14 protein-coding genes are annotated in these 20,379 nt (G+C 46.9%); 10 read left to right on the forward strand and 4 right to left on the reverse strand.

What is annotated here, in order from left to right:
* Positions 1–8 precede the first annotated feature (8 nt).
* The 5 genes from SAPGRDRAFT_RS02945 to gcvP all read left to right on the forward strand — a co-directional run bounded on the left by SAPGRDRAFT_RS02945 (position 9) and on the right by gcvP (position 8,725).
* Positions 9–1,388 carry a cytochrome c peroxidase gene (locus SAPGRDRAFT_RS02945; protein WP_002657085.1) on the forward strand — a complete coding sequence of 460 codons (1,380 nt, stop codon included), beginning with the start codon at positions 9–11 and terminating at the stop codon, positions 1,386–1,388.
* 21 nt (positions 1,389–1,409) lie between these two features.
* Positions 1,410–1,817, forward strand: coding sequence for a hypothetical protein (locus tag SAPGRDRAFT_RS02950; protein ID WP_002657087.1), 408 nt, complete (start codon positions 1,410–1,412; stop codon positions 1,815–1,817).
* 212 nt (positions 1,818–2,029) lie between these two features.
* Positions 2,030–2,653, forward strand: a complete 624-nt coding sequence (locus SAPGRDRAFT_RS02955) for a DUF1573 domain-containing protein (RefSeq protein WP_002657089.1) — start codon at positions 2,030–2,032, stop codon at positions 2,651–2,653.
* A 161-nt stretch (positions 2,654–2,814) separates the two neighbouring features.
* On the forward strand, positions 2,815–4,617 hold the full coding sequence (locus SAPGRDRAFT_RS02960) for an ABC transporter ATP-binding protein (RefSeq protein ID WP_002657091.1): 1,803 nt from the start codon (positions 2,815–2,817) through the stop codon (positions 4,615–4,617).
* A gap of 1,180 nt (positions 4,618–5,797) precedes the next feature.
* The gene (gene gcvP / locus SAPGRDRAFT_RS02970) at positions 5,798–8,725 is read left to right on the forward strand and encodes an aminomethyl-transferring glycine dehydrogenase (protein WP_002657093.1); all 2,928 of its coding nucleotides are present in this window, start codon (positions 5,798–5,800) and stop codon (positions 8,723–8,725) included.
* Positions 8,726–8,987: 262 nt separating this feature from the next.
* On the opposite strand, the gene SAPGRDRAFT_RS02975 is transcribed toward gcvP, so the two are convergent.
* Positions 8,988–11,498 (reverse strand): CHAT domain-containing protein, encoded by a 2,511-nt coding sequence (locus tag SAPGRDRAFT_RS02975; RefSeq protein ID WP_002657096.1) that lies wholly within the window; start codon positions 11,496–11,498, stop codon positions 8,988–8,990.
* Positions 11,499–11,698: 200 nt separating this feature from the next.
* On the opposite strand from SAPGRDRAFT_RS02975, the gene SAPGRDRAFT_RS02980 reads away from it, so the two are divergent.
* The 3 genes from SAPGRDRAFT_RS02980 (at position 11,699) to SAPGRDRAFT_RS02995 (ending at position 14,010) form a co-directional block, all read left to right on the forward strand.
* On the forward strand, positions 11,699–12,580 hold the full coding sequence (locus SAPGRDRAFT_RS02980) for a phosphatidylserine decarboxylase (protein WP_002657098.1): 882 nt from the start codon (positions 11,699–11,701) through the stop codon (positions 12,578–12,580).
* 265 nt (positions 12,581–12,845) lie between these two features.
* Positions 12,846–13,127: a hypothetical protein gene (locus SAPGRDRAFT_RS02985; RefSeq protein ID WP_002657100.1), complete on the forward strand. Its 282-nt coding sequence runs from the start codon at positions 12,846–12,848 to the stop codon at positions 13,125–13,127.
* A gap of 235 nt (positions 13,128–13,362) precedes the next feature.
* Complete coding sequence (locus SAPGRDRAFT_RS02995; protein ID WP_002657102.1) at positions 13,363–14,010, forward strand: thioredoxin family protein; 648 nt, start codon at positions 13,363–13,365, stop codon at positions 14,008–14,010.
* Positions 14,011–14,252: 242 nt separating this feature from the next.
* Here the strand turns inward: SAPGRDRAFT_RS02995 and metG are convergent, their stop codons facing one another.
* The 3 genes from metG to SAPGRDRAFT_RS03015 all read right to left on the reverse strand — a co-directional run bounded on the left by metG (position 14,253) and on the right by SAPGRDRAFT_RS03015 (position 18,497).
* On the reverse strand, positions 14,253–16,427 hold the full coding sequence (gene metG / locus SAPGRDRAFT_RS03005) for a methionine--tRNA ligase (protein ID WP_002657103.1): 2,175 nt from the start codon (positions 16,425–16,427) through the stop codon (positions 14,253–14,255).
* Positions 16,428–16,502: 75 nt separating this feature from the next.
* On the reverse strand, positions 16,503–16,934 hold the full coding sequence (locus SAPGRDRAFT_RS03010; protein WP_002657105.1) for a hotdog fold thioesterase: 432 nt from the start codon (positions 16,932–16,934) through the stop codon (positions 16,503–16,505).
* 117 nt (positions 16,935–17,051) lie between these two features.
* Positions 17,052–18,497: an IS4 family transposase gene (locus tag SAPGRDRAFT_RS03015; protein WP_172635369.1), complete on the reverse strand. Its 1,446-nt coding sequence runs from the start codon at positions 18,495–18,497 to the stop codon at positions 17,052–17,054.
* A 276-nt stretch (positions 18,498–18,773) separates the two neighbouring features.
* Here SAPGRDRAFT_RS03015 and SAPGRDRAFT_RS03020 point away from each other — a divergent pair, with 276 nt between their 5' ends.
* Together SAPGRDRAFT_RS03020 and SAPGRDRAFT_RS03025 are read left to right on the forward strand one after the other, a co-directional pair.
* Entirely contained in the window at positions 18,774–19,382 is a 609-nt protein-coding gene (locus SAPGRDRAFT_RS03020) for a TetR/AcrR family transcriptional regulator (protein WP_002657107.1), read from the forward strand.
* A gap of 20 nt (positions 19,383–19,402) precedes the next feature.
* Positions 19,403–20,329: an alpha/beta fold hydrolase gene (locus tag SAPGRDRAFT_RS03025; protein ID WP_002657115.1), complete on the forward strand. Its 927-nt coding sequence runs from the start codon at positions 19,403–19,405 to the stop codon at positions 20,327–20,329.
* Positions 20,330–20,379 lie beyond the last annotated feature (50 nt).

Genomic DNA, 20,379 nt, shown 5'->3' on the forward strand with positions numbered 1-20,379 from the left:
CACAACTTATGCGATTATCCTTTGTTTTTGCGGCTGCGCTCATAGCCCTTGTACTTGGCGCTAGTACCATTAATTTGGACCAGCTAGACAATTACGCCAACCAAACTGTTCCCCCTTATATTCAGCAAGACAATCTGCCAGCAGGCCAACAGATGAGTGATGCAGTGGCTACTTTGGGCCGTGTCTTGTTTTATGATAAGGCGCTCTCGGCCAATAGCAGCATTTCTTGTGGAAGCTGCCACCAACAGGCCTTTGCCTTTGGCGATACGGCCAAACAATCTTTAGGCTTAGATGGCGGGCTGACGGGCCGCCACTCTATGCGCCTCATCAATGCCCGCTTTGCCGAAGAGGTAAAATTCTTTTGGGATGAACGTGCCCTGAGCTTAGCCGAGCAGACCACACAACCCATTCAGGACCATATAGAGATGGGCTTTTCGGGCAGCAATGGACAGCCCGATTTAGATTCTCTTCTTCGCCGCCTTAGTGCACTCCCTCGCTACCAACAACTCTTTACCTTTGTTTATGGCGATACGATTGTAACCGAAGCCCGTCTGCAGGAGGCCCTCTCTCAGTTTGTGCGCTCTATCCAATCTTTTGATAGCCGCTTTGACCAAGGTTTGGCCCAAACCAATGGCAATATTAACCAGAACTTTGGCAATTTTACGGCCCAAGAAAACCAAGGGAAACAGCTCTTTATTCAGCTTCCCGCTAATGGCGGAGCAGGCTGCCAAGGTTGTCACCGCGCCCCCGAATTTGACATTGACCCAGCGACCAACAACAACGGCATCATTGCTACCGCAGATGGCACGAGTACAGATTTGACCAATACTCGAGCGCCTTCTTTACGAGATATTGTTAATCCTCAGGGGCAGCTCAATGGTCCCTTGATGCACAATGGGAACATCAACAACCTTCAGCAGCTGATCAATCATTATAATGCGGTTCCTCAAAACCCCAACAATAGCAACCTAGATGCTCGTTTGTCTGGTCCAGGGGGACAGCTAAACTTGACGCAGGCCCAAAAAGATGCCCTAGCCGCCTTTTTGGCTACCCTTTCTGGCAGTAATGTCTATACCGACCCCAAATGGTCCGATCCCTTTGTTGGGGGCCTAAGCATTATTCAGTCTACGGCAGTGGCCCAGATGGAAAATGCCCTAGAGTTACGCCCCTACCCCAATCCGAGCAGCAATTTGGTCCAGCTAGACTTGCCCGAGGGGCCTTGCCAAATCAGCATTTATAATATGGCGGGGCAGGTTGTGCAGCGGCAAGAGAGCGAATCGGCCCAAATTCAGCTTAACATTTCGGATTTGCCAGCGGGCTCCTACCTCCTAGAGGTTCGTCAGTGGCTAAAAGGTCGCCGTGGCCTTAGTCGAATACAAAAAATCTAAGCGATTGCTTACCTTTGGTCCATGATTCGCTTTTTTCTTATCTTTTTGATTAGCATTTTGGGCCAAAACAGCAGCTTATACCTACAGCGCTACGCCCATTTTTCGGCAGTATTGGCTTCGGCCTTGCCAACTTTGGGCCTAGCGCTTTTTTTGCTGTTGTTGCCCCAATCTTTGGGTAATTTTTGGTTAGAAGAGTTGCCTCTTATTTTTTTTGGGGCTAGTTTTGCGGGCATGTCGCAGGCGCATCGTTTGCCCAATTTGCCCAGCCAGTTGGTTTCGGCCCTAATTTTTGCGGCCCTCTTTTTTGCCCAGAGTCAATTTTTCAAGGGCTATGGGGGGGCTTTGGGCACATCGGCCTGTATTGCGGTTTTGGGCAGTACGGCCCTGCAAGAACTTTATGCCTATGGCAAAAAGAAATGGAATCCTTAGTTTTTTATTTTGGGCCTTTATTCGGTCTAGCAGCGGGCGAAGCCCGCGCAGGCTGAGGGATGGATAAGGGGGGCCGAAGGCCAGACCGAGCTTTTGAGCGTAGCGAAAAAGCGATGGGCCGAGCAGACCTGCGAGCCCTGACACAGCCCGACCCGCCCGCAGGGCGGGGCAGCCCCAAAAAAATAATCTCATAAAAAAAATAGTTATTGCCTATGAAATTGCAGCAAATGAAACTGCTTCTGCTTTGCCTACTATTGAGTATAACTGGCAGCAGCCTGATGGCCCAATCGAAAAAAGAGTTATTGGCCCGAATTGAAAAGCTAGAACAAGAGAGCCTGAACCAACTGCGGATGTTGGAGCAACAGGCGGGGCTGCAAGAGGCCCTAAACAACAGCATTGCCCGCCAAGACTCTATGATGGCTAGGCTTTTGGCCCTAGAGAGCTTGACAAAAAAGATGAATCGGGAGCTGCTCTTGAAAGAAGAGAAAATTGCGGCTTTGGAGCAGGCTATTCCCCGCCCAAAAATGGAATTTGTGCAAACGGTCTATGATTTTGGCGAGCTAGAAGCGGGGCAAAAAGTAGAATTTGAGTTTGAGTTTCAGAATACGGGCAATATGCCCCTGCAAATTTTTAATGCCAAAGGGAGCTGTGGTTGTATTGTGCCCGAATATCCAAAAAAGGCCTTAGAAACAGCCGAAAGGGGCAAAATCAAGGTGGTATTTAATAGCAAAGGCAAAAAAGGCCTGCAGCGAAAAACCATCACACTCAAAACAAATCTGCCTCAAGAAAAGGTAGAGCTATTGATTTTGGCGGATGTAAAAGCGCCAAAGGAATAAAGGCAAGGGCAAGGCAACCACAGTTGTTTTGCCTTTTTTTTGGCCAAAAAATGACATAAATATGGAAATTTTAGCCAACCCTTCCTCCTGCTTATTGTTGAAAAAACTGTTACTTTTGCGCCTTAACAGCCTATTTTTGGGCCAGTAAGAAGAAATGAACAATGTCTAAACAAGATGATCAGGCCCCAAAAGGGCAAAAAAAACTCAAAAAAGATGGGCTCAAGCGGGCCTTCAAACTACTTGCTTACATTAAGCCTTATCGTACAGCTTTTGGGCTTTCGCTCATTTTGCTCATGCTGGGTAGCTCTGTCTTTTTGGTTTTCCCTTGGGCTGCTGGAGAGCTACTTGCCATTGCCGACCCCGACCGTGAGGCGGCCTATGGCCTTACCTTTAATAGTATTGGTTGGTTACTTTTGGCCTTGCTAATCTCTCAGGCGAGCTTTTCTTATATCCGCACCCTGCTCATTACCTATGTGAGTGAAAAATCGATGGCCGATATTCGGAAAGACCTATACAGCCAACTGGTTCGACAGCCGATTCACTTTTTTGAGCAGCGCCGAGTGGGCGAGCTCTCTAGCCGGGCCACCACCGATGTGCAGCAACTACAAGATGCTATCTCGATTACCTTGGCCGAATTTATTCGGCAGCTCATTATCTTGATTGGTGGCTTGAGTTTTATTGCCGTTATTGCCCCCAAGCTGACCTTAATTATGCTGGGGACCTTTCCGGTGGTTATTATCATTGCGATGGTCTTTGGCCGTTACATTCGCAAACTGTCTAAAAACCGCCAAGATGAATTGGCCGCGACCAATGTGATTTTAGACGAAACGCTTTCGGCCATTGCGGTGGTCAAGGCCTTTACCTCAGAGTGGTTTGAACGGAAACGCTATGGTCGCTCGGTAGATAATGTGGTGCAGATTTCCCTGCGTTTTGCTCGAGTTCGGGGACTGTTCATTGCCTTTATCATTGCGGTCCTTTTTGGGGCCATCTTCTTCATTCTTTGGATCGGGGCGAGCATGATTGACGAGGCCGACCCCAATGGATTTCACTCTGACGACTTTGTCCAATTTATTACCTATACAGCTCTTTTGGGCGGTTCGCTCTTTAGCTTGGGGAACTTCTACGAGCAGTTGGTGCGGGCCGTGGGGGCCTCGGAGCGCATTCTAGATATTTTGGAGCAAGATACCGAAATAGCCGCTGAGGCGCCAGAGGGCGAGCTTCGACTTCAGGGGAATATTCGCTTTGAGCAGCTCGCCTTTAGCTATCCTTCTCGGCCTGATATTCAGGTGCTCAAAAATATCAACTTTGAGTTGGCCGCAGGCGAAAAAGTGGCCCTAGTGGGTAGTTCTGGGGCCGGAAAATCAACTATTGTGCAGCTCTTGCTGCGCTACTACCAACAACAGCAGGGAAAAATCCTGATAGATGGCCAAGATATTAGTGGCTATAACCTGAGCCAATTGCGCCAGAATATGGCCATTGTGCCTCAGGAAGTGATGATGTTTGGCGGAACAATTCGAGAAAACATTGCCTACGGAAAGCTAAGCGCCAGCAAGGAAGAACTCATTGAAGCGGCCAAAAAAGCCAATGCTTGGGAGTTCATCCAGCAGTTTCCAGAGGGCTTAGATACTATTGTGGGCGAAAGGGGGATCACGCTTTCGGGCGGGCAGCGCCAACGGATTGCCATTGCTCGGGCTATTCTGAAGGACCCCAAAATTTTGCTTCTAGATGAGGCCACCTCGGCCCTAGATGCCGAATCTGAGCGGCTGGTCCAGGAGGCCCTCAATACCCTCATGCAGGGCCGCAGCTCAATCATTATTGCCCACCGCTTGGCCACCATTCGAGAGGTGGACCGCATTTATGTTTTAGAACATGGCGAAATCATTGAGCAGGGCAACCACCAAGAGCTCAGCCAAAAAGAAGATGGGGTTTATCAACAACTGGCCAAGTTACAGTTTGAGCATTAAGCCTTAACGAAAAGCCATTCCTAGTTGTAGGGATGGCTTTTTTTATTGTTTTTTTTGGGGCCTGCCGCCTTCGGCGGCCGGGCCCTTTCAGGGCTCGCAGGTCTGCTCGGCCCTGCGTCGCCTTCGGCTCCTTGGTCTGCGGCTGCGCCGCCCCCTTTCAGGCCCCTAGGCCGATACTGTAGGTTGAAACCTACAGCAAAATGATATTGCTTCGCAATGATATATAGATGAGGGTTGAAACCCTCATAAATTTAACTTTTCGGCCATTCTTTGATAAAATTTCAGGCTTGTCAAGGCATTTTTTAAAGGCATAGCCCTAGCTATGGGGGAGAAAAATAAGCGTCTGTTGAAAATTTTGTGTTTCTCCTTTTTGCGGCCTAGGGACAAGCCCCTAGGCTAGCTTTTTTAGACAGCCCTCTAAAGAGGGCCTTTGGATGAGGTCCTTCTTTGAAATAACTACTTAGCAAGGGCATGTATATAAGCCTTTGAGGCCCTTTAGGGCTGACTCCATTGGATTAGCCTAGGGGCTGTCCCTAGGCGACTATTGGCCAAATCCTAGCCAGCTAAAGGCCCAAATTTTATTCTAATACACAAAATCCTGAACAGTCCTGGCAGCCAGACCCCACCCAGCTAGCAGCCAGACCTACTCGGCTAGCAGCCAGACCTAACTTTTGCCTTTTTTCATTTTGTTACATTATCTCCACTTTTAACAACTCCCTAACAATTGGAGTCCCTCTGTACAAAAGGCCGCCAGCAGTCTTGTTGGCTCCTCATCAGGCTGCGGGTTTCCAGCTGCACTAATGGCCGAAGGCCAAAGGCCCAGCGCTGCGGAGGGGTGGCCGAAGGCCAGACCGAGCTTTGAGCGCAGCGAAAAGCGAAGGGCCGAGCGACCCGACCAACGGGAGCCGACGCAGCGAAGCAAGTAACAGCGAGCCCCGCAGCATAGCGGCGGCCAGCCTTGCTGGCCGCGGGCCCCAAAAAAAGAAAAAACATTGTGTAGATAAATCTGTTTTTTAGGGCAAAGCGGTTTAGAATCTAGTCTAAAAAAATTAGCTTTGTGGCAGAGCTAACCGTTCTTACCCTTTGACTACTTAAGCAGCTAAAAACCAAAGAAGTAGTAAGTATCAACTCAACTCTTTAAAAAAGGCAAAATTTAATTTTGCTCAAAAGCTAAACGCCGATGTCTATTTTCCAGCATCCCGATCGTTTTGTGCAGCGTCATATTGGACCAAATGCAACAGAGCTTCAAGATATGTTGAAGCAAATTGGCCTTCCCTCTTTAGAGGCCCTTATTGCGGAGACTATCCCTGAAAACATTAGAAGAGCAACGCCCTTGCAACTGCCTGCGGCCCTTTCTGAATCGGACTATTTGGCCGAGCTCAAAGAAATTGCCGCCAAAAACAAGCTATACAAAAGCTATATTGGTCAGGGCTATTATCATACGCTGACGCCCAATGTCATTTTGCGTAACATCTTTGAGAATCCGGGATGGTACACCCAATATACGCCCTATCAGGCAGAGATTGCCCAGGGGCGTTTGGAGGCTTTGCTGAACTATCAGACGATGGTCAGTGATTTGACGGCCTTGCCCGTAGCCAATGCCTCTTTGTTGGATGAAGCCACTGCGGCGGCTGAGGCCATGACGATGTTTTATGGAATTAAGAATCGGAAAAACAAGAAAAATCCAGCCAACCAGCTTTTGGTTAGCCGAGAAATTTATCCGCAGACCCTAGACGTACTCAAGACCAGAGCCGAGCCTTTGGGGATAGAAATTGCCGTGGCCGATCCGGATCGCATGCGCTTTAAGGACCCCGAAATCTTTGCAATTTTATTGCAATACCCCAACTCTAGAGGAGAGGTCAAGGACCTTCAAGCGACGGTAGAGCGGGCCAAAGCCGCGGGCATTTATGTCATTGTAGCCGCCGATTTGATGAGCCTCGCCTTATTGAAAGCCCCTGGAGAATGGGGGGCAGATGCCGTAGTGGGCAATACGCAGCGCTTTGGGGTGCCTATGGGTTTTGGTGGACCTCATGCGGCTTATTTTGCGACCAAAGAGGAGTTTGTCCGTCAGATTCCGGGCCGCATTATTGGGATGTCTTTGGACCAAAAAGGGCAGCCTGCTTTGCGGATGGCTCTACAAACCAGAGAGCAGCATATTCGTAGAGATAAGGCCACCTCTAATATCTGTACCGCCCAGGCTTTGTTGGCCATTATGGCGAGTATGTATGCCGTTTATCACGGACCTAATGGGATTCGTAAAATTGCCGAGAATATTCATCGACATGCGCAGGTTTTAGAGGCCGAATTGAGCCGTTTGGGCTTTCAGCAACTAAACAAAGCCTATTTTGATACCTTGCGAATTGATGTCTTGGAGAAAGCCGAGCAGGATAAGCTGCGAGAATTGGCTTTGGCCCAAGAAATCAACTTATTTTATGATATGGGCCGTTATGTGCAAATTTCGGTAGACGAAAGCACTAAGCTAGAAGACATTGCCCAATTGGTTCATGTATTTGCCCAACTCAAGGGACAAAAATCGGAGGCTACAGCCGAGCAATTGGCCAAGCGTTATGCGGCTGCTTTTGCCTCGCCTAAAATTCCTAGCCAGCTTCAAAGAGAAACAGCTTATTTGCAGCATCCGGTCTTTAATAGCTATCAGTCAGAGAGCCAAATGATGCGTTATATCAAGCGCTTGGAAAATAAAGATTTGTCTTTGGTGCACTCTATGATTTCTTTGGGGTCATGTACCATGAAATTGAATGCGGCCAGCGAATTGATTCCCGTTTCTTGGCCTGCCTTTAGTCAGATGCACCCATTTGCGCCCTTAGATCAGGCGGAGGGCTATCTGCAAATCTTTGATGAGTTGGAGCGTTATTTATCTGATATTACTGGATTCACGGCCTGTTCGCTACAGTCTAACTCTGGGGCTCAGGGAGAATACAGTGGTTTGCTCAGTATTCGGGCCTATCATTTGGCCCATGGGCAATCGCAGCGGAAGATCGCCTTGATTCCCTCTTCAGCCCATGGCACCAACCCCGCCTCTGCGGTCATGGCCGGCATGAAGGTCGTGGTGGTAAAATGCGATGAGAAGGGCAATATTGATGTGGAGGACCTCAATAAAAAGGCCGACAAATACAAGGATCAGCTCTCTTGCCTAATGGTCACTTATCCCTCTACGCATGGAGTATTTGAGACGGCCATTCAGGAGATTTGCCAAAAGATTCACGATTGCGGCGGGCTGGTCTATATGGATGGGGCCAATATGAATGCGCAGGTGGGCCTCACTGCTCCGGGCCTCATTGGTGCCGATGTTTGCCATTTGAACTTGCACAAAACCTTTGCGATTCCGCATGGGGGAGGTGGACCTGGCATGGGCCCCATCTGCGTCAATGATAAGCTCAAGCCTTTCTTGCCCAAACACTATATTTCTGATCAGGTAGGTGGAGCCCAAGGCACCAAAGCGGTGGCTGCAGCCCCTTGGGGCTCGGCTAGTATTTTGCTCATTTCTTATGGCTACATCCGTATGTTGGGCGCGCAGGGTTGTACCGATGCCACGGCCTATGCGATTCTAACCGCCAACTATATCAAGGCCCGTTTGGAGCAAGATTATGAGGTATTGTATACTGGCGAAAAAGGTCGGGCGGCCCATGAATTGATCATTGATTTGCGCAAATTTAAGCAGCTACATGTTTCGGCAGAAGATGTGGCCAAGCGCCTCATCGATTATGGCTTTCATGCTCCTACCCTTTCCTTCCCGGTGGCCGGCACCATCATGATAGAGCCCACCGAATCGGAAGATAAGGCCGAGCTAGACCGCTTTTGCGATGCGCTTTTGGCCATTCGCAAAGAGATTGACGAAATTGCTAGTGGCGAGGCCAGTGCAGAAGATAATGTCTTGATCAATTCACCACATACCATTCACGAGCTCAGTGCCGATGAATGGAACCATAGTTATCCGAGAAGCAAAGCCGCTTATCCCCTCCCCTTTGTGCGGGGAAATAAGTTTTGGGCCTCTGTGCATCGGGTCAATGGCGCCTATGGCGACAAAAATCTGATTTGTACTTGTCCCCCGCTCAGCAGCTATGAAAATGAAGCAGAATGCGAGGCTTAATGGCTAAAGCATAGCCTTAAATTAGATAGAGCAGATACGGTTAAAGGTATCTGCTCTTTTTTTATGGTTTTTGGGCCTCCCGCAGCCAAGCTGCGGGCGCTACGGTTACTCCCTTTGGTCGTCGAACTGCGGACTAAAGTCCTTGTTGTCAGGGCTCGCTATTCGCTCGGCCCTTCGCAGGCTTTGCCTGCTCGGTCTGGCCTGACGGCCACCCTTTCGCATCGCTAGGCCTGCGGCGGCTTCGCCGCCTGTCCCCTGCAAACTAGCGCAACAACTGAAAAGCGGCCCAATAATAAGGGTGAGCATAGCGTCCTTTTTCTTTTTTCATCAGGGCCAATTGGGCTTTTCGCAGAGCGCTGGGGGGCGAATCTCCTCTTAGGTAAGCCTCATAAAACAGCTCCATAAAAAGGGCGGTAACTTGGTCGTTCACGCTCCAGCGGCTGCCCATAAAATAGTCTACCCCCGCTTGCTGAAAAGCGGTGGGTAGGCCTAGCAGGCCCTCTTGGCTACTGGTTTGGCCTAGGGCCGTTTGGCAGGCAGAGAGGACCAGCAGTTCGCAGCCTTCTAGCTCTAGGCTGAGTAAATCGAGGGCGGTGAGAATGCCGTCGGCTTCGGCCATAGCGCGACTAGCGGGGCCTTGCCAGCTCAGGTTGGCCCCGGCAAAGACCAAACCCGAGCGCATAAGGGCTTGTTCTTCTTCTTGGATCAGTTGTTTTTCTAGGCTGAGTTCGCGGCTGCTTTCTTCAAAGAAAATTCTGTCTTCATCGCCTTCTTTTGGGCGTTCAAAAAAGTAGGCATGAGTGGCTAGGTGGATCAGGCGAAAACGCTTTTCTTGCAGCAATTCTAAAAAGCGCACTTCATTGGCCGAGCCGCTGGTCAATTGATCAGTTTCCCAGCCTGCATTATATAGGGCTACTTCTAAATCCTCTACTTCTTCTAGGCTAGCGGGCAGGGGGTTCCAAGGCAGCCAGGGGCTGTGTTTGGGTTTGAGGCCAAAATCCACGCCCCCCATTAAAAAGGCTTGTTTGCGGGCAAAAGTTCGGGGTCGTTTTTTTAATTTATGAAAGCTACTATAATAATGTAGTTCATAGTCTTCTATGAGATAACGTTCATTATGGCTTTGCTGAATGGCTTCAAAAGAGAGAGCCTGTAAGATGGCGGGTAATTGGAGGTGCAGGCGGTTTTTAGTCCCTAGATGTGGGCGCAGGGGTTGCCAAAGCTTTTTATCTAATAATTGGCTTAGTCCGGGAATAGACAAATAGCTGCGATTAACATCGCTAATTGTTTTGAGTGTAAAAATATGTGACAAGACGGCCTGCATGGCTTTTTCTGTGCAGAGCTCTTGCCAAATGAGCAGGCTATCTTGGCTAAAGATCAGGGCGGCAAACTTAGCATTGCTTAGCCAATCTTGGCCATTATGGTCTTGATAGTGTAGAATACTGATGGCTATTTCGGAGCTATCTAATTGGGCTTGCAGTTGTTCTAGGGTATAATTTTGGGCTAAAAAGGGAATATCATTTTGGCGAAGGGCGGCCTTTAGTTCTTTTTCTAGGGCTTTTACGGCTGCTTTTTGTTCGGCTTGTTGGAAGCGGTGGGCCGCTTTTTTTTTACTGAGGCGATAGCTTTGGGCCAGTTTATCTACGGCTTCGGCCCAATCCATTTTGAGGTCTATTAAGTGGGGCGACCTTAGGGATTTTAGGGCTTGTTTGAAGGCTGTGGCCTCTGCTTGGCCCCTAGCTTGGGCGGCTAATTGGAGTTGGGCTAGGCATTTGAGCCATTTTTGTTGGGGATGTCTGGCCACCCAAGCCATAAAGCGGTTAATTTCGGGGGTTAAGCTTTGTTGGAGCCTCAAAAACTCTTGGTAGCTACTATATTGGGCCAACTCATCAATCTCTTGGATCAGGTTTTGGATATAAAGCTGCATAAGGGTTTCGCTTTGGTTCAATTGGCCTTGACGTTCATAGAAGTAGGCCATTTCTCCGGCTAGGCTTAGTGTGAGCGGATGATCTTGGCCCAATTTTTTTTTTCGATTTTGGTAAAGTTGTTCATAGCGTTTTTGGGCCAGAGCGGTTTTTCCCATTTTCCAGGCATTTTTGGCTAGGGCGGCCTTTAGGACTTCGCTTTGGTAGGCGGTGCTGGGGCCAGTAAGGGCTAAGGCTTCTTGGAGCAGTCTTTCGGCCTTTTGGCCTTTCTTATTTTTTTGGGCCAAGATAGCGGCGGCATAGCGCCATTGGAGATTTTCTCTTAGGGGGATATTTTTTTGCTGCAAAATTTTGTCATAAATTCGCTGAGCGGCCAGCAACTGTCCTTTGAGCTGGTAGATTTCGGCCAATTGGGCCAAGAGCTGCAGGCGGTCGAGGCTAGGCGGGCCGAGCAAGGGCGGGAGTTGTTCTTGGGCTTGCATCAGGAATAGCTCGGCGGCTTCATATTGGCCATCTAGTTGTTCTAAGCGGGCCAATTGCTTATAGAGAAAATGGCTTGAACCCAGGCGGAAGCCTGCTTGTTCATTGAGTTGTAGGGCTAAGGTGCCATACTGTCGGGCTTGTTCGAGATGGCCCGACTGCAGATGTAAATCAAAGAGCAGCAGCAGGCTAGTGTAGTGGGCCGAATTGACTTGATCTTTAGTGGCATTGAGGGCTTTGTGGGCCAGAAAAAAAGCTTTTTTTTCTTGGCCCAAGCTCCATTTTTGCCGAGCTTGCTGTTGTAGGTCCTCTACTTGGGCTAAAAGGCAAAAAGGGAGAAAAAAGAACACAAAAGGGAGGAGTAATTTCATAAGGCGATTTGCTGTAATTGGAGAAAGCAGGCGGCGAAGCCGCCGCAGGCCTAGCGATGTGGAGCAGTGCGGCGCAGCCGCAGACCTAGGCAGCTCTGCTGCCGCAGGGCCGAGCAGACTTGCGAGCTGCAAAACGTAGCGCCGACGACCGAAGGGAGGCGGAGGCCCCAAAAGATAAATAATAGTCAAAAAAAGAGAGCATGCAAGGAATACAATATATAGACCGCAAAACGGGAGCGCTTTGTGAGGAGCGGCCACCGGCGGAGAAATACATTCGGTTTTTGTATCAGAGTCCGTTGGGCAAACTGCCCTTAGAGTTATTGGTGCGCAGGAAATTTTTGTCGGCTTGGTATGGTCGGCGGATGGACAAGGAGAAATCGGCGAAAAAGATTGCGGATTTTGTGGCTGCTTATCATATTGATATGAGTGAGGCGTTGCGAACAGTGGAAGAATTTGAGAACTTCAATGCCTTTTTTTGTCGCAAATTGCATCCTTCGGCTCGGCCTATTGGGGAGGGTTTGGTTTCTCCGGCCGATGGCAAACTGCTTGCTTTTGAGCATATTGATGAGCTGCGTGCTTTTTTTGTGAAGGGGCAGGCCTTTAATTTGAAGCGTTTTTTGGGCGATGAGATTTTGGCCGAGCGTTATGCCAAGGGGAGTTTATTGATCATTCGCTTGGCGCCGCATGATTATCATCGCTATCATTTTCCCTATGCGGGGCAGGCCGAGGAGGCCCAGCAGATTTTGGGGAGATATTATTCGGTTTCGCCTTATGCTTTGGCGAGGAATTTTGTGAAGGTATTTTGTGAAAACAAAAGGGCCTATAGTATTCTAAAAACAGCTGATCGGGGCGATATTTTGCTGGCTCCGGTGGGGGCGACCATGGTGGGCAGCATTCATTTTAGTTATCCGCCCAATGCCCAGTTAGAGAAAGGGCAAGAAATGGGTTATTTTGCCTTTGGGGGCTCTACGGTGGTCATGCTTTTAGAGCCGGGGCAATTTGAATTGAGTGCGGATTTATTGGAAAATAGCCGCAGAGGGATGGAAACTGCGGTTCGGATGGGCGAACAAATTGGGAAATAAGTATTTTACCTAAATTTAGTCTTTGCCCAAATGGCCTAGAAAAAAAGGATTTTCTTGCTGTAAATTTGCAATAGAGCAAAAGGAAATACTTGCTCTAACTTCAATTAAGTTTGGGGTAAATCATGGGGATTACAGAGCAGCTACTTTGGGGAAAGTAGCTGCTCACTTTTTTTGCCCCTATGCGTTTTGAAAATTTGGAAATAGATTGTAGTTTTAGCAACTGATTTTAAACACTATTTCTCATTTATCCCATAAATTTAAAATAATGGCCGATTATACAAAGGACCTAGAACAGTTGGTAGATATCCTTTTGATGGAATTTAATAAGCAGTTTAATGGCAGCATGATTAACCCTCATGTAAAGTCTTACTGGAGCAAACTAAAGACTCGTTTGGATGCTGATGTGGTGACTGCCCTAGAGCAAAAGCCCATGGAAGATAGCAGCAAGGAGCTCCTTAATAAGACCTTGGCAGAGAAATTTACCGACCAGCGTTTTTTGGCGCATACGGCTATGTTCATGAACCAATATGAGCGGACCAAAAAGTAAGCTTGGCTACTTTTGGAAAGCCCCCTTTTTTCAGGATAGAGAAAAGGGGGCTTTGTTATTGGCCTTTCTTTTGTTAATCTTGAGCTCTGTTAAATATAAACAAAAGCTTGCGGGACATTCATCTAAGGGCAAAACTCTTGCGTTCTTGTGTTGTCAGCAAACAAAACTATTGCTCCAATAGTCTTGTCCTCCCCCAATTAAGACAGCAAGCTGTCTATAAAATATAATTTGTTATATGTTCAGAATTGCCACCACTCTAGTTCTTTCTATTTCTGGAATCTACCTCGCTTGTAGCTCCAGTACGCCCCAAAACCTTAGTTCTAAATCTGCCGATAGCGCCACCTTTGAGCTGAAAAGCTTTAGAGGAGAAAGCGAGGAAACCGAAGAAGAAAACCCTTTGTCTAATGTCAATTGGATGACTTATGAGCAGGCCGTTGCTCAACTCCAAGCCGATAAGGCCGCCGGCCACAAAGGCAAAAAAATCTTTATTGATATTTATACAGATTGGTGCAGCTGGTGTAAGCGAATGGATAAAAATACCTTTCAGCAAAAAGAAATTTCGGCCTATCTCAATACCAACTTTTATCCCGTAAAACTAGATGCCGAATACCGAAAAGATATTCTTTTTGCGGGCAATACCTTTAAGTATATTCCCCAAGGCCGCAGAGGCTACCACCAACTGGCCGCCGTTTTGCTAGATGGCAAAATGAGCTACCCTACAGTGGTTTTTCTCAATGAGGACTTTCAGCTGATTCAACGCATTCCGGGCTATCTAGAGGTCGGTATTTTTGATACTATTTTGCATTATTTGGCCGAGGATCACTACAAAGAAACCCCCTGGGAACAGTTCCAACAAGAATATAAAAGTACGGTCCAACGCTAAGACATAGACCAACAACACTAAAAAGGGCAATCAGTTTTTTCGCTGATTGCCCTTTTGCTTTTTATGTTTTCTTTTTTTGGGGCTGCCCCTGCGGCCTTCGGCCTTGGGTCGGGCTCTGTCGTGGCTCGCAGGTCTGCTCGGCCCTGCGGCGCTTGCAGCGCCTAGGTCTGCGGCTGCGCCGCACCACTTTCCATCCCTCAGCCAAAGCGCTTTGCGCCTTTCTAGACGCAAAAAACGGGAGCTTATTTAATCAAGGCGCCATCTTGCATGCCCTTCCAGGGTTGGAGCAAAGAGAGGCTACCATCTGGATTTTCAGCCGTTAAAATCATTCCCTGCGAAACAATTCCTCTGAGTTTTCTGGGCTTCAAATTCACCACCATCACGACCTGTTGGCCCAAGATCTCTTCGGGCGTATAGCATTTGGCCAAGCCAGAAACTACGGTTCGTTTTTCTCCGCCCAAGTCTACCTCAATTTCCAATAATCGATCTGCTTTTTTCACCTTTTTGGCCGAGATCACCTTGGCCAAGCGCATTTCTACCTTCGTAAAATCATCAAACTCAATCTCGGGCAAACGCTTTTGGTTGGCTTCTTCTTGGGCTTTGCGCTTGGCCTCTGCCTCTAAAGCCTTTAGGCGATCTTGCAACAATTGCTCTTGCTGCGCAATCAAATCAGACCAGCGCTTATCTTTCTTATTATTGATTTTGGCAAAGATAACTTTGGGCGCTGCCAAAGTATGACCAACGGCTAAAAGGCTTTGGCCTGCAGCTAGTTTTTCTTTCAAGCTCGCCATATCCAAATCAGCTGACCAATTGAGGAGCTCTTCCATTTTTTGGGCTACAAAGGGCAAAAATGGCTCGAGCAAAATATTGAGGCAAGCGGCAATTTGCACCCCAAGGGCCAAAACGGTTTGTACCTCTGCGGCCTCTGGATTCTCCTTGGCCAATTTCCAAGGCGAGTTATTCTGGAACATTCCATTGCCCAAACGAGAGAGTTCTAGGACCGTTTGAATCGCTTGGCGAAACTCAAAGGCCATGATTTCTTTCTCCAAACGCTCTACCAAAGGCAAGATTTCTGTTTGGCAAACCTTCTTGTAGCTGCTTTCACTACCCACCTCAGATCCCTGAATCAGCAAATCTAAATCGGCTGCAGGCAGTTTGCCCGCACTATATTTTTTAATAAAGCTGAGCACTCGATTGAAGAAGTTCCCCAGGTTATCGGCTAGCTCATTATCATGTAGGGCCACAAATTCCTCCCATTTGAAATCGCCATCTTTATTTTCGGGCAAACTGCGAATCAAGGCATAGCGCAACGCATCTTCCTTATTGGGAAATTCGGCAAAATCTTGTAAATATTGATGTTGTTCAATCACCCAACCTCTAGATTTAGAGAACTTTTTGCCCTCTAAGTTCAAAAATTGATTGGCGGGAACATTTTTGGGCAGAATATAATCGCCTGCTGCTTTGAGCATGGCGGGAAAAACTACACAATGGAAAACAATATTGTCTTTTCCAATAAAATGAATCAATTCTGTATCCTCTCCTTTCCAGTAATCCTCCCAGTTTTTGCCTTGCTCTTCGGCCCAAGCCTTAGTGGCCGAAATATAGCCCAAGGGCGCATCAAACCAAACATAAAGCACTTTGCCCTCGGCATTTTCAATGGGCAATTTGATTCCCCAATCCAAGTCTCGAGTAATGGCTCTGGCTTGCAGTCCCCCCTCGATCCAAGAAAGGCATTGGCCCAAAACATGCTTGCGCCATTTTGTTGGGTCATGCAATTGCTGGCCATCTAGCTGCCCTTTTTCCACCCATTCTTTGAGCCAAGCCTCATGCTGGTCCAAACGGAAATACCAATGCGTTGTTTCCTTAAGCACAGGCGTTTTTCCACTCATTGTAGAAATTGGATTGATCAATTCTGTAGGCGAAAGCGTAGAGCCACATTTTTCGCATTGGTCGCCAAAGGCTTCCTCATGTCCACACTTAGGGCAGGTTCCCTGAATATAGCGGTCGGCTAAAAACTGCTTAAAGTCTTCATCGTAATACTGCTCTGTGGTCTTTTGCTCAAATTGGTCGCCTTTTTCCAACAGCTGCAAAAAGAAATCTTGGGCCGTTTTATGATGCAGCTCGCTACTAGTCCGATGATAAATGTCAAAAGAAATACCGAGCTGCTCAAAGGTTTTTTTATTCAGCGCATGATAATGGTCAATAATTTCCTGAGGACTCCGCCCCTCTTTTTTGGCCCGAATCGTAATGGCTGCGCCATGTTCATCAGAACCACAAACAAAGGCCAAATCTTTGCCTTGTCGACGCAAGAAGCGGGCATAAATATCGGCAGGCAAATAGGCCCCCGCCAAATGGCCAAGGTGCAAGGCCCCATTAGCATAAGGAAGGGCTGCGGTAAGGGTATATTTCTTTGACATATCTCTTTTTGTAAAGTCTCGAATCAAGGGCGCAAAAATAAAAAAAAGCCCTTAAAAAAGGGCTTTTCAAGGGGCTTATTTAGCATCTCTTAGCATGACCGTAAGGCGGCTACTACAAATGGGGCGCCCTTTTTGGTCCTGCAATTCGATCTCCCAAAAATGTACCTGACGGCCAATGCGAATAGGGCGACAAATCCCCACTACTTCGCCTCCTTCAGGCACCGAACGCAAATGGCTGGCATTGATTTCTAAACCCACGGGCTGCTTTCCACTATCCTCATCTATACAAAGGACCGAGGCCACAGAACCCAGCGTTTCGGCCAAAACAACAGAAACACCCCCATGCAAAATCCGCGCTGGCTGCACCTGATTGGCCGTCACGGGCATTCTGGCCTTCAAGTAATCCTCCCCAATTTCTATAAACTCAATGCCCAAATAACTCACCACAGTATTTTCCGATAACTGATTGAGCTGGGCCAAGCTGGCTGTTCTTCTCCAAATAGACATAACTGTAAATATTTGATTGATATAATGATGTTTTGGGGCCCGCGGCCGGCTAGCCTTCGGCTAGGTCGGCCGCCGCTATGCTGCGCGGCTTGGGTTGACCCACTTTTTATAGCGGTGTCAATTTAGGGATCGATATCCATCATACATAAATATGAATCTCTCTAATCCTAGTCCTATTTTTTTGACGGATACGGCATGCCTAGTTTTCTTTACTGCGCCATTAAATCCGCCCAACCTCGCTATGATCCAATAGGCCCAAGCTATTGATTTAGAGGTGAATGGATTGCGCAAAGAAGGGCTTTGGCTTTCGCCTTTTAGATATTGTTTAAATATAAGATCTAAGACTTCTACTTCATCTTCTGTGAAAATAGAGGTTGCTGGAGTTTCATTATCTTGGTTAAGTCCAGCTTCTTTAAGCTTAAGGACCTTGTCAGATGCACTGATTGCCATAAGTATCATTTTGCGGATAGCTTTACCTGTTTTTAAACATATGTTTTCAATGTCAAAGCCATCTGATTTTAAATATTTAAAGTATGTTTCAATTAACCACCTCTTGCGGTAGCAAAGAACAAGCTCTAAGAGCTCTTCTTCGCTGTTGATTTCTTCATTTGTGAGTAAGCGCCAACTGATGGTTTCATCATCATGATCTTTTTTTGTTCGGCTTCTTTTTCTAGCGGCAGATTTTGAAAAACCTTTGCCCTTTTCAAAAACCTCAATAACATTGATTGTCATTGGTTTAGGTCTTGGTTCGCCAAGAATGTACTTACAAGATTTTGGAACGGCAAAAGTCACTTTTTTAGATCGAATAACTAGCTTCTTCCCGTTAAGTTTTTTACGGCTACTCTTGACCGTTTCTGTCGTCTCAAAATCTGCTGGATAATGTTCAAAGACATCACATAATGGAATCTTTTTGCCATCCTCCCAAATCGTTGCTCGTCTATCTGTTCGAGACCGAATCAAGAACTTAATATGCTGCCTGAAAAAACTTTCCATCATGGGATAAACATCTCCTTCTCGATCACAAACATGTAAAATATCAATTAGGTCGTTAATCACTTTTAACGCAGATTCTGTCTCTTCTACATTTACTTTCCACCTCGTAATTTCACCTCTAAAATGACCCGTATTTCTATTTTCAGCCTCCTTACAAGTTACTCTATTTTTATATCGATTGTAAAGCTGAACACCTCCTAAGCCATGATAATGAAAGCTTTCTCGACCATATAGTAGAGCCATGTGAAGAAATACAGACAAATTTGTTTCCCGACCTCCAGGGCCTAAACCCTCTTTGTCGGTTAGTCTATTTCTTTGCTTGTTCAGTACAACTTCAGAGGTGTCGTGAAAGGCCAGAAGCTTTTCTTCAACCACCTTCATAGACTCCCTACTTTTGCCAATAAACTCAAATTGAATGTATTCCTCACTAAGATTTTTGTTTGATAACAACCTCATGAAAGCCTTACGGTCTGCATCAGTTTTTGCTACATTTGTTAAATGTGGGTTAGGATTATTTTTTAGACTCTCTACTAATCTATAACATACTCTTACTGATTGCTTATTTAGCATAAATGAAGATGCATTTGTACTGTCCATATAAATCTTGATTTAGAGCTAATTTAAGCTTATTTTTAAAAGTGGGTCAACCCAAGGCTGCGCGGCTCGCAGGTCTGCTCGGCCCTTCACAAAACTTCGCCAAGGCTCGTTTTGTTCGGTCTGGCCTGCGGCCACCGCTGCGCAGCGCTGGGCCAATTGCGGCCTTAGATTAAAGAAACATTAATCCGCTGCAATATAAATAAACCAATCGGTATTTTTTGTAGTTTTACATCATAAGCAACAACAAGCATGAAAAAATCGGCCAAAACAAGGCAACATATTATAGAAACCACGGCTCCTATTTTTAACCAACAGGGCTATATCGGCAGTAGTTTAACGGACCTTTGCCAAGCCACGGGGCTTAGCAAGGGGGCCATTTATGGCCACTTCCAAAATAAAGAAGAATTGGCCCTAGCGGCCTTTAATTACAACTTGCGCCAACTTAGCCAAGCCATCATGAAAAGGGTCGATGCCGAAGATCGGCCTAGCGATAAACTAGCCGCTATTCTGCAATTTTATCAGGATTACCACCATTTTGCGATTCCTTTTGGGGGTTGTCCTATTCTTAATTTGGGAATAGATGCCCAGGGACAACATCCTCAATTTTTGGCCCGGGTAGTAGAAGTGATTAAAAAACTAGAAAATCATATTCGCCGCCTAATTGTAGAAGCGATGCAGGCCGGAGAGTTTCGGCCCAATTTAGACGAGTATAAGCTCAGCCGTCAGATTTTCTCCCTTTTAGAGGGCGCTATTTTTATGACGCTTAGTCTAAATAATAGCCAATATTTATTGGATGCTACAGATTTGGCCCAAGACATACTCAGAGATTGTCAGCAATCCCCTACTCCTCTACAATAAATAAAACCAATCGGTATATTATGGAACAACAAGCACAGCCAGCTGGAGAGTTGGGTAATTTTTACAAAAAGCAAGAATTGCCCTTAGCCGTAAAAGCCTTGCGCTTTTATTTCAGCAACTTGGGCAGTTTGGCGCCCAACTATTCTACAAAGTTATTTTGGCAGCTCTTTACTCGGCCCAATCCTCGTAAAATAAAGGATTGGCATAAGGAGTTTTTGGCCACGGCCAAAAACAAAAGCCGATTTGAGGTAGAGGGCCATGAATACTGTTTATTTGAATGGGGGGAAGGGAGCAAAACCATTATTTTGGCCCATGGTTGGGAGGGCATGACGCCCGATTTCAAGCGGCTGATAGAGGCCCTTTTGGCCCAATCTGATGATTACCGCATCATTTCTATTGATTTTGCGGCCCATGGGGCGGCGGCTGGGCAAGCCAGCAATTTGCCCATTTTTATGCTGGGCCTAAAAGAGCTGCTTCGCAAAGAGAAAGAAATTTATGCCTTAATAGGGCATTCTTTGGGGGCTTGTGCCTCCTTTTTTGCGGGCCTAGAAGAGCGAAAAGAGGTTCATATTCAAAAATTAGTGATGATGGGCGCCTATCCTATTCCCTATCATTTCTTTCTAACTTTCAAGGAGTTCATGCAGGTACCCGATGCACTTTTTCGCAAAATATTTAATAAAATCCAAGGGCAAATTGACTGGGATATTTCGCAGTATAATATGTATGAGCAGCGCTATAAACTACCTGTAGGAGAGGTTCTTTTGGTGCATGACGAACTAGATGAGGTGGCTAGTTTTGAAAAGATCAGGGCCTTGGCGGCGGGCTGGGATAAGGTAGAAGTCTTTTATGGTCGGCATGGGGGGCACTCTCGTCATTTTCGCCACAAAGAGGTAGTTAAAGTAGTGAGTAATTTTGTGGGAAGAAGCAAAAAGGCATTGGCCAATTAGGTATTATTGGTCCAAATCTGCGTTCTACAGGCCCAAAGGGCCGCAGGCTG

The sequence above is a fragment of the Saprospira grandis DSM 2844 genome (genome assembly GCF_000275825.1).
GTDB classification, from domain to species: Bacteria; Bacteroidota; Bacteroidia; order Chitinophagales; family Saprospiraceae; genus Saprospira; species Saprospira grandis_A.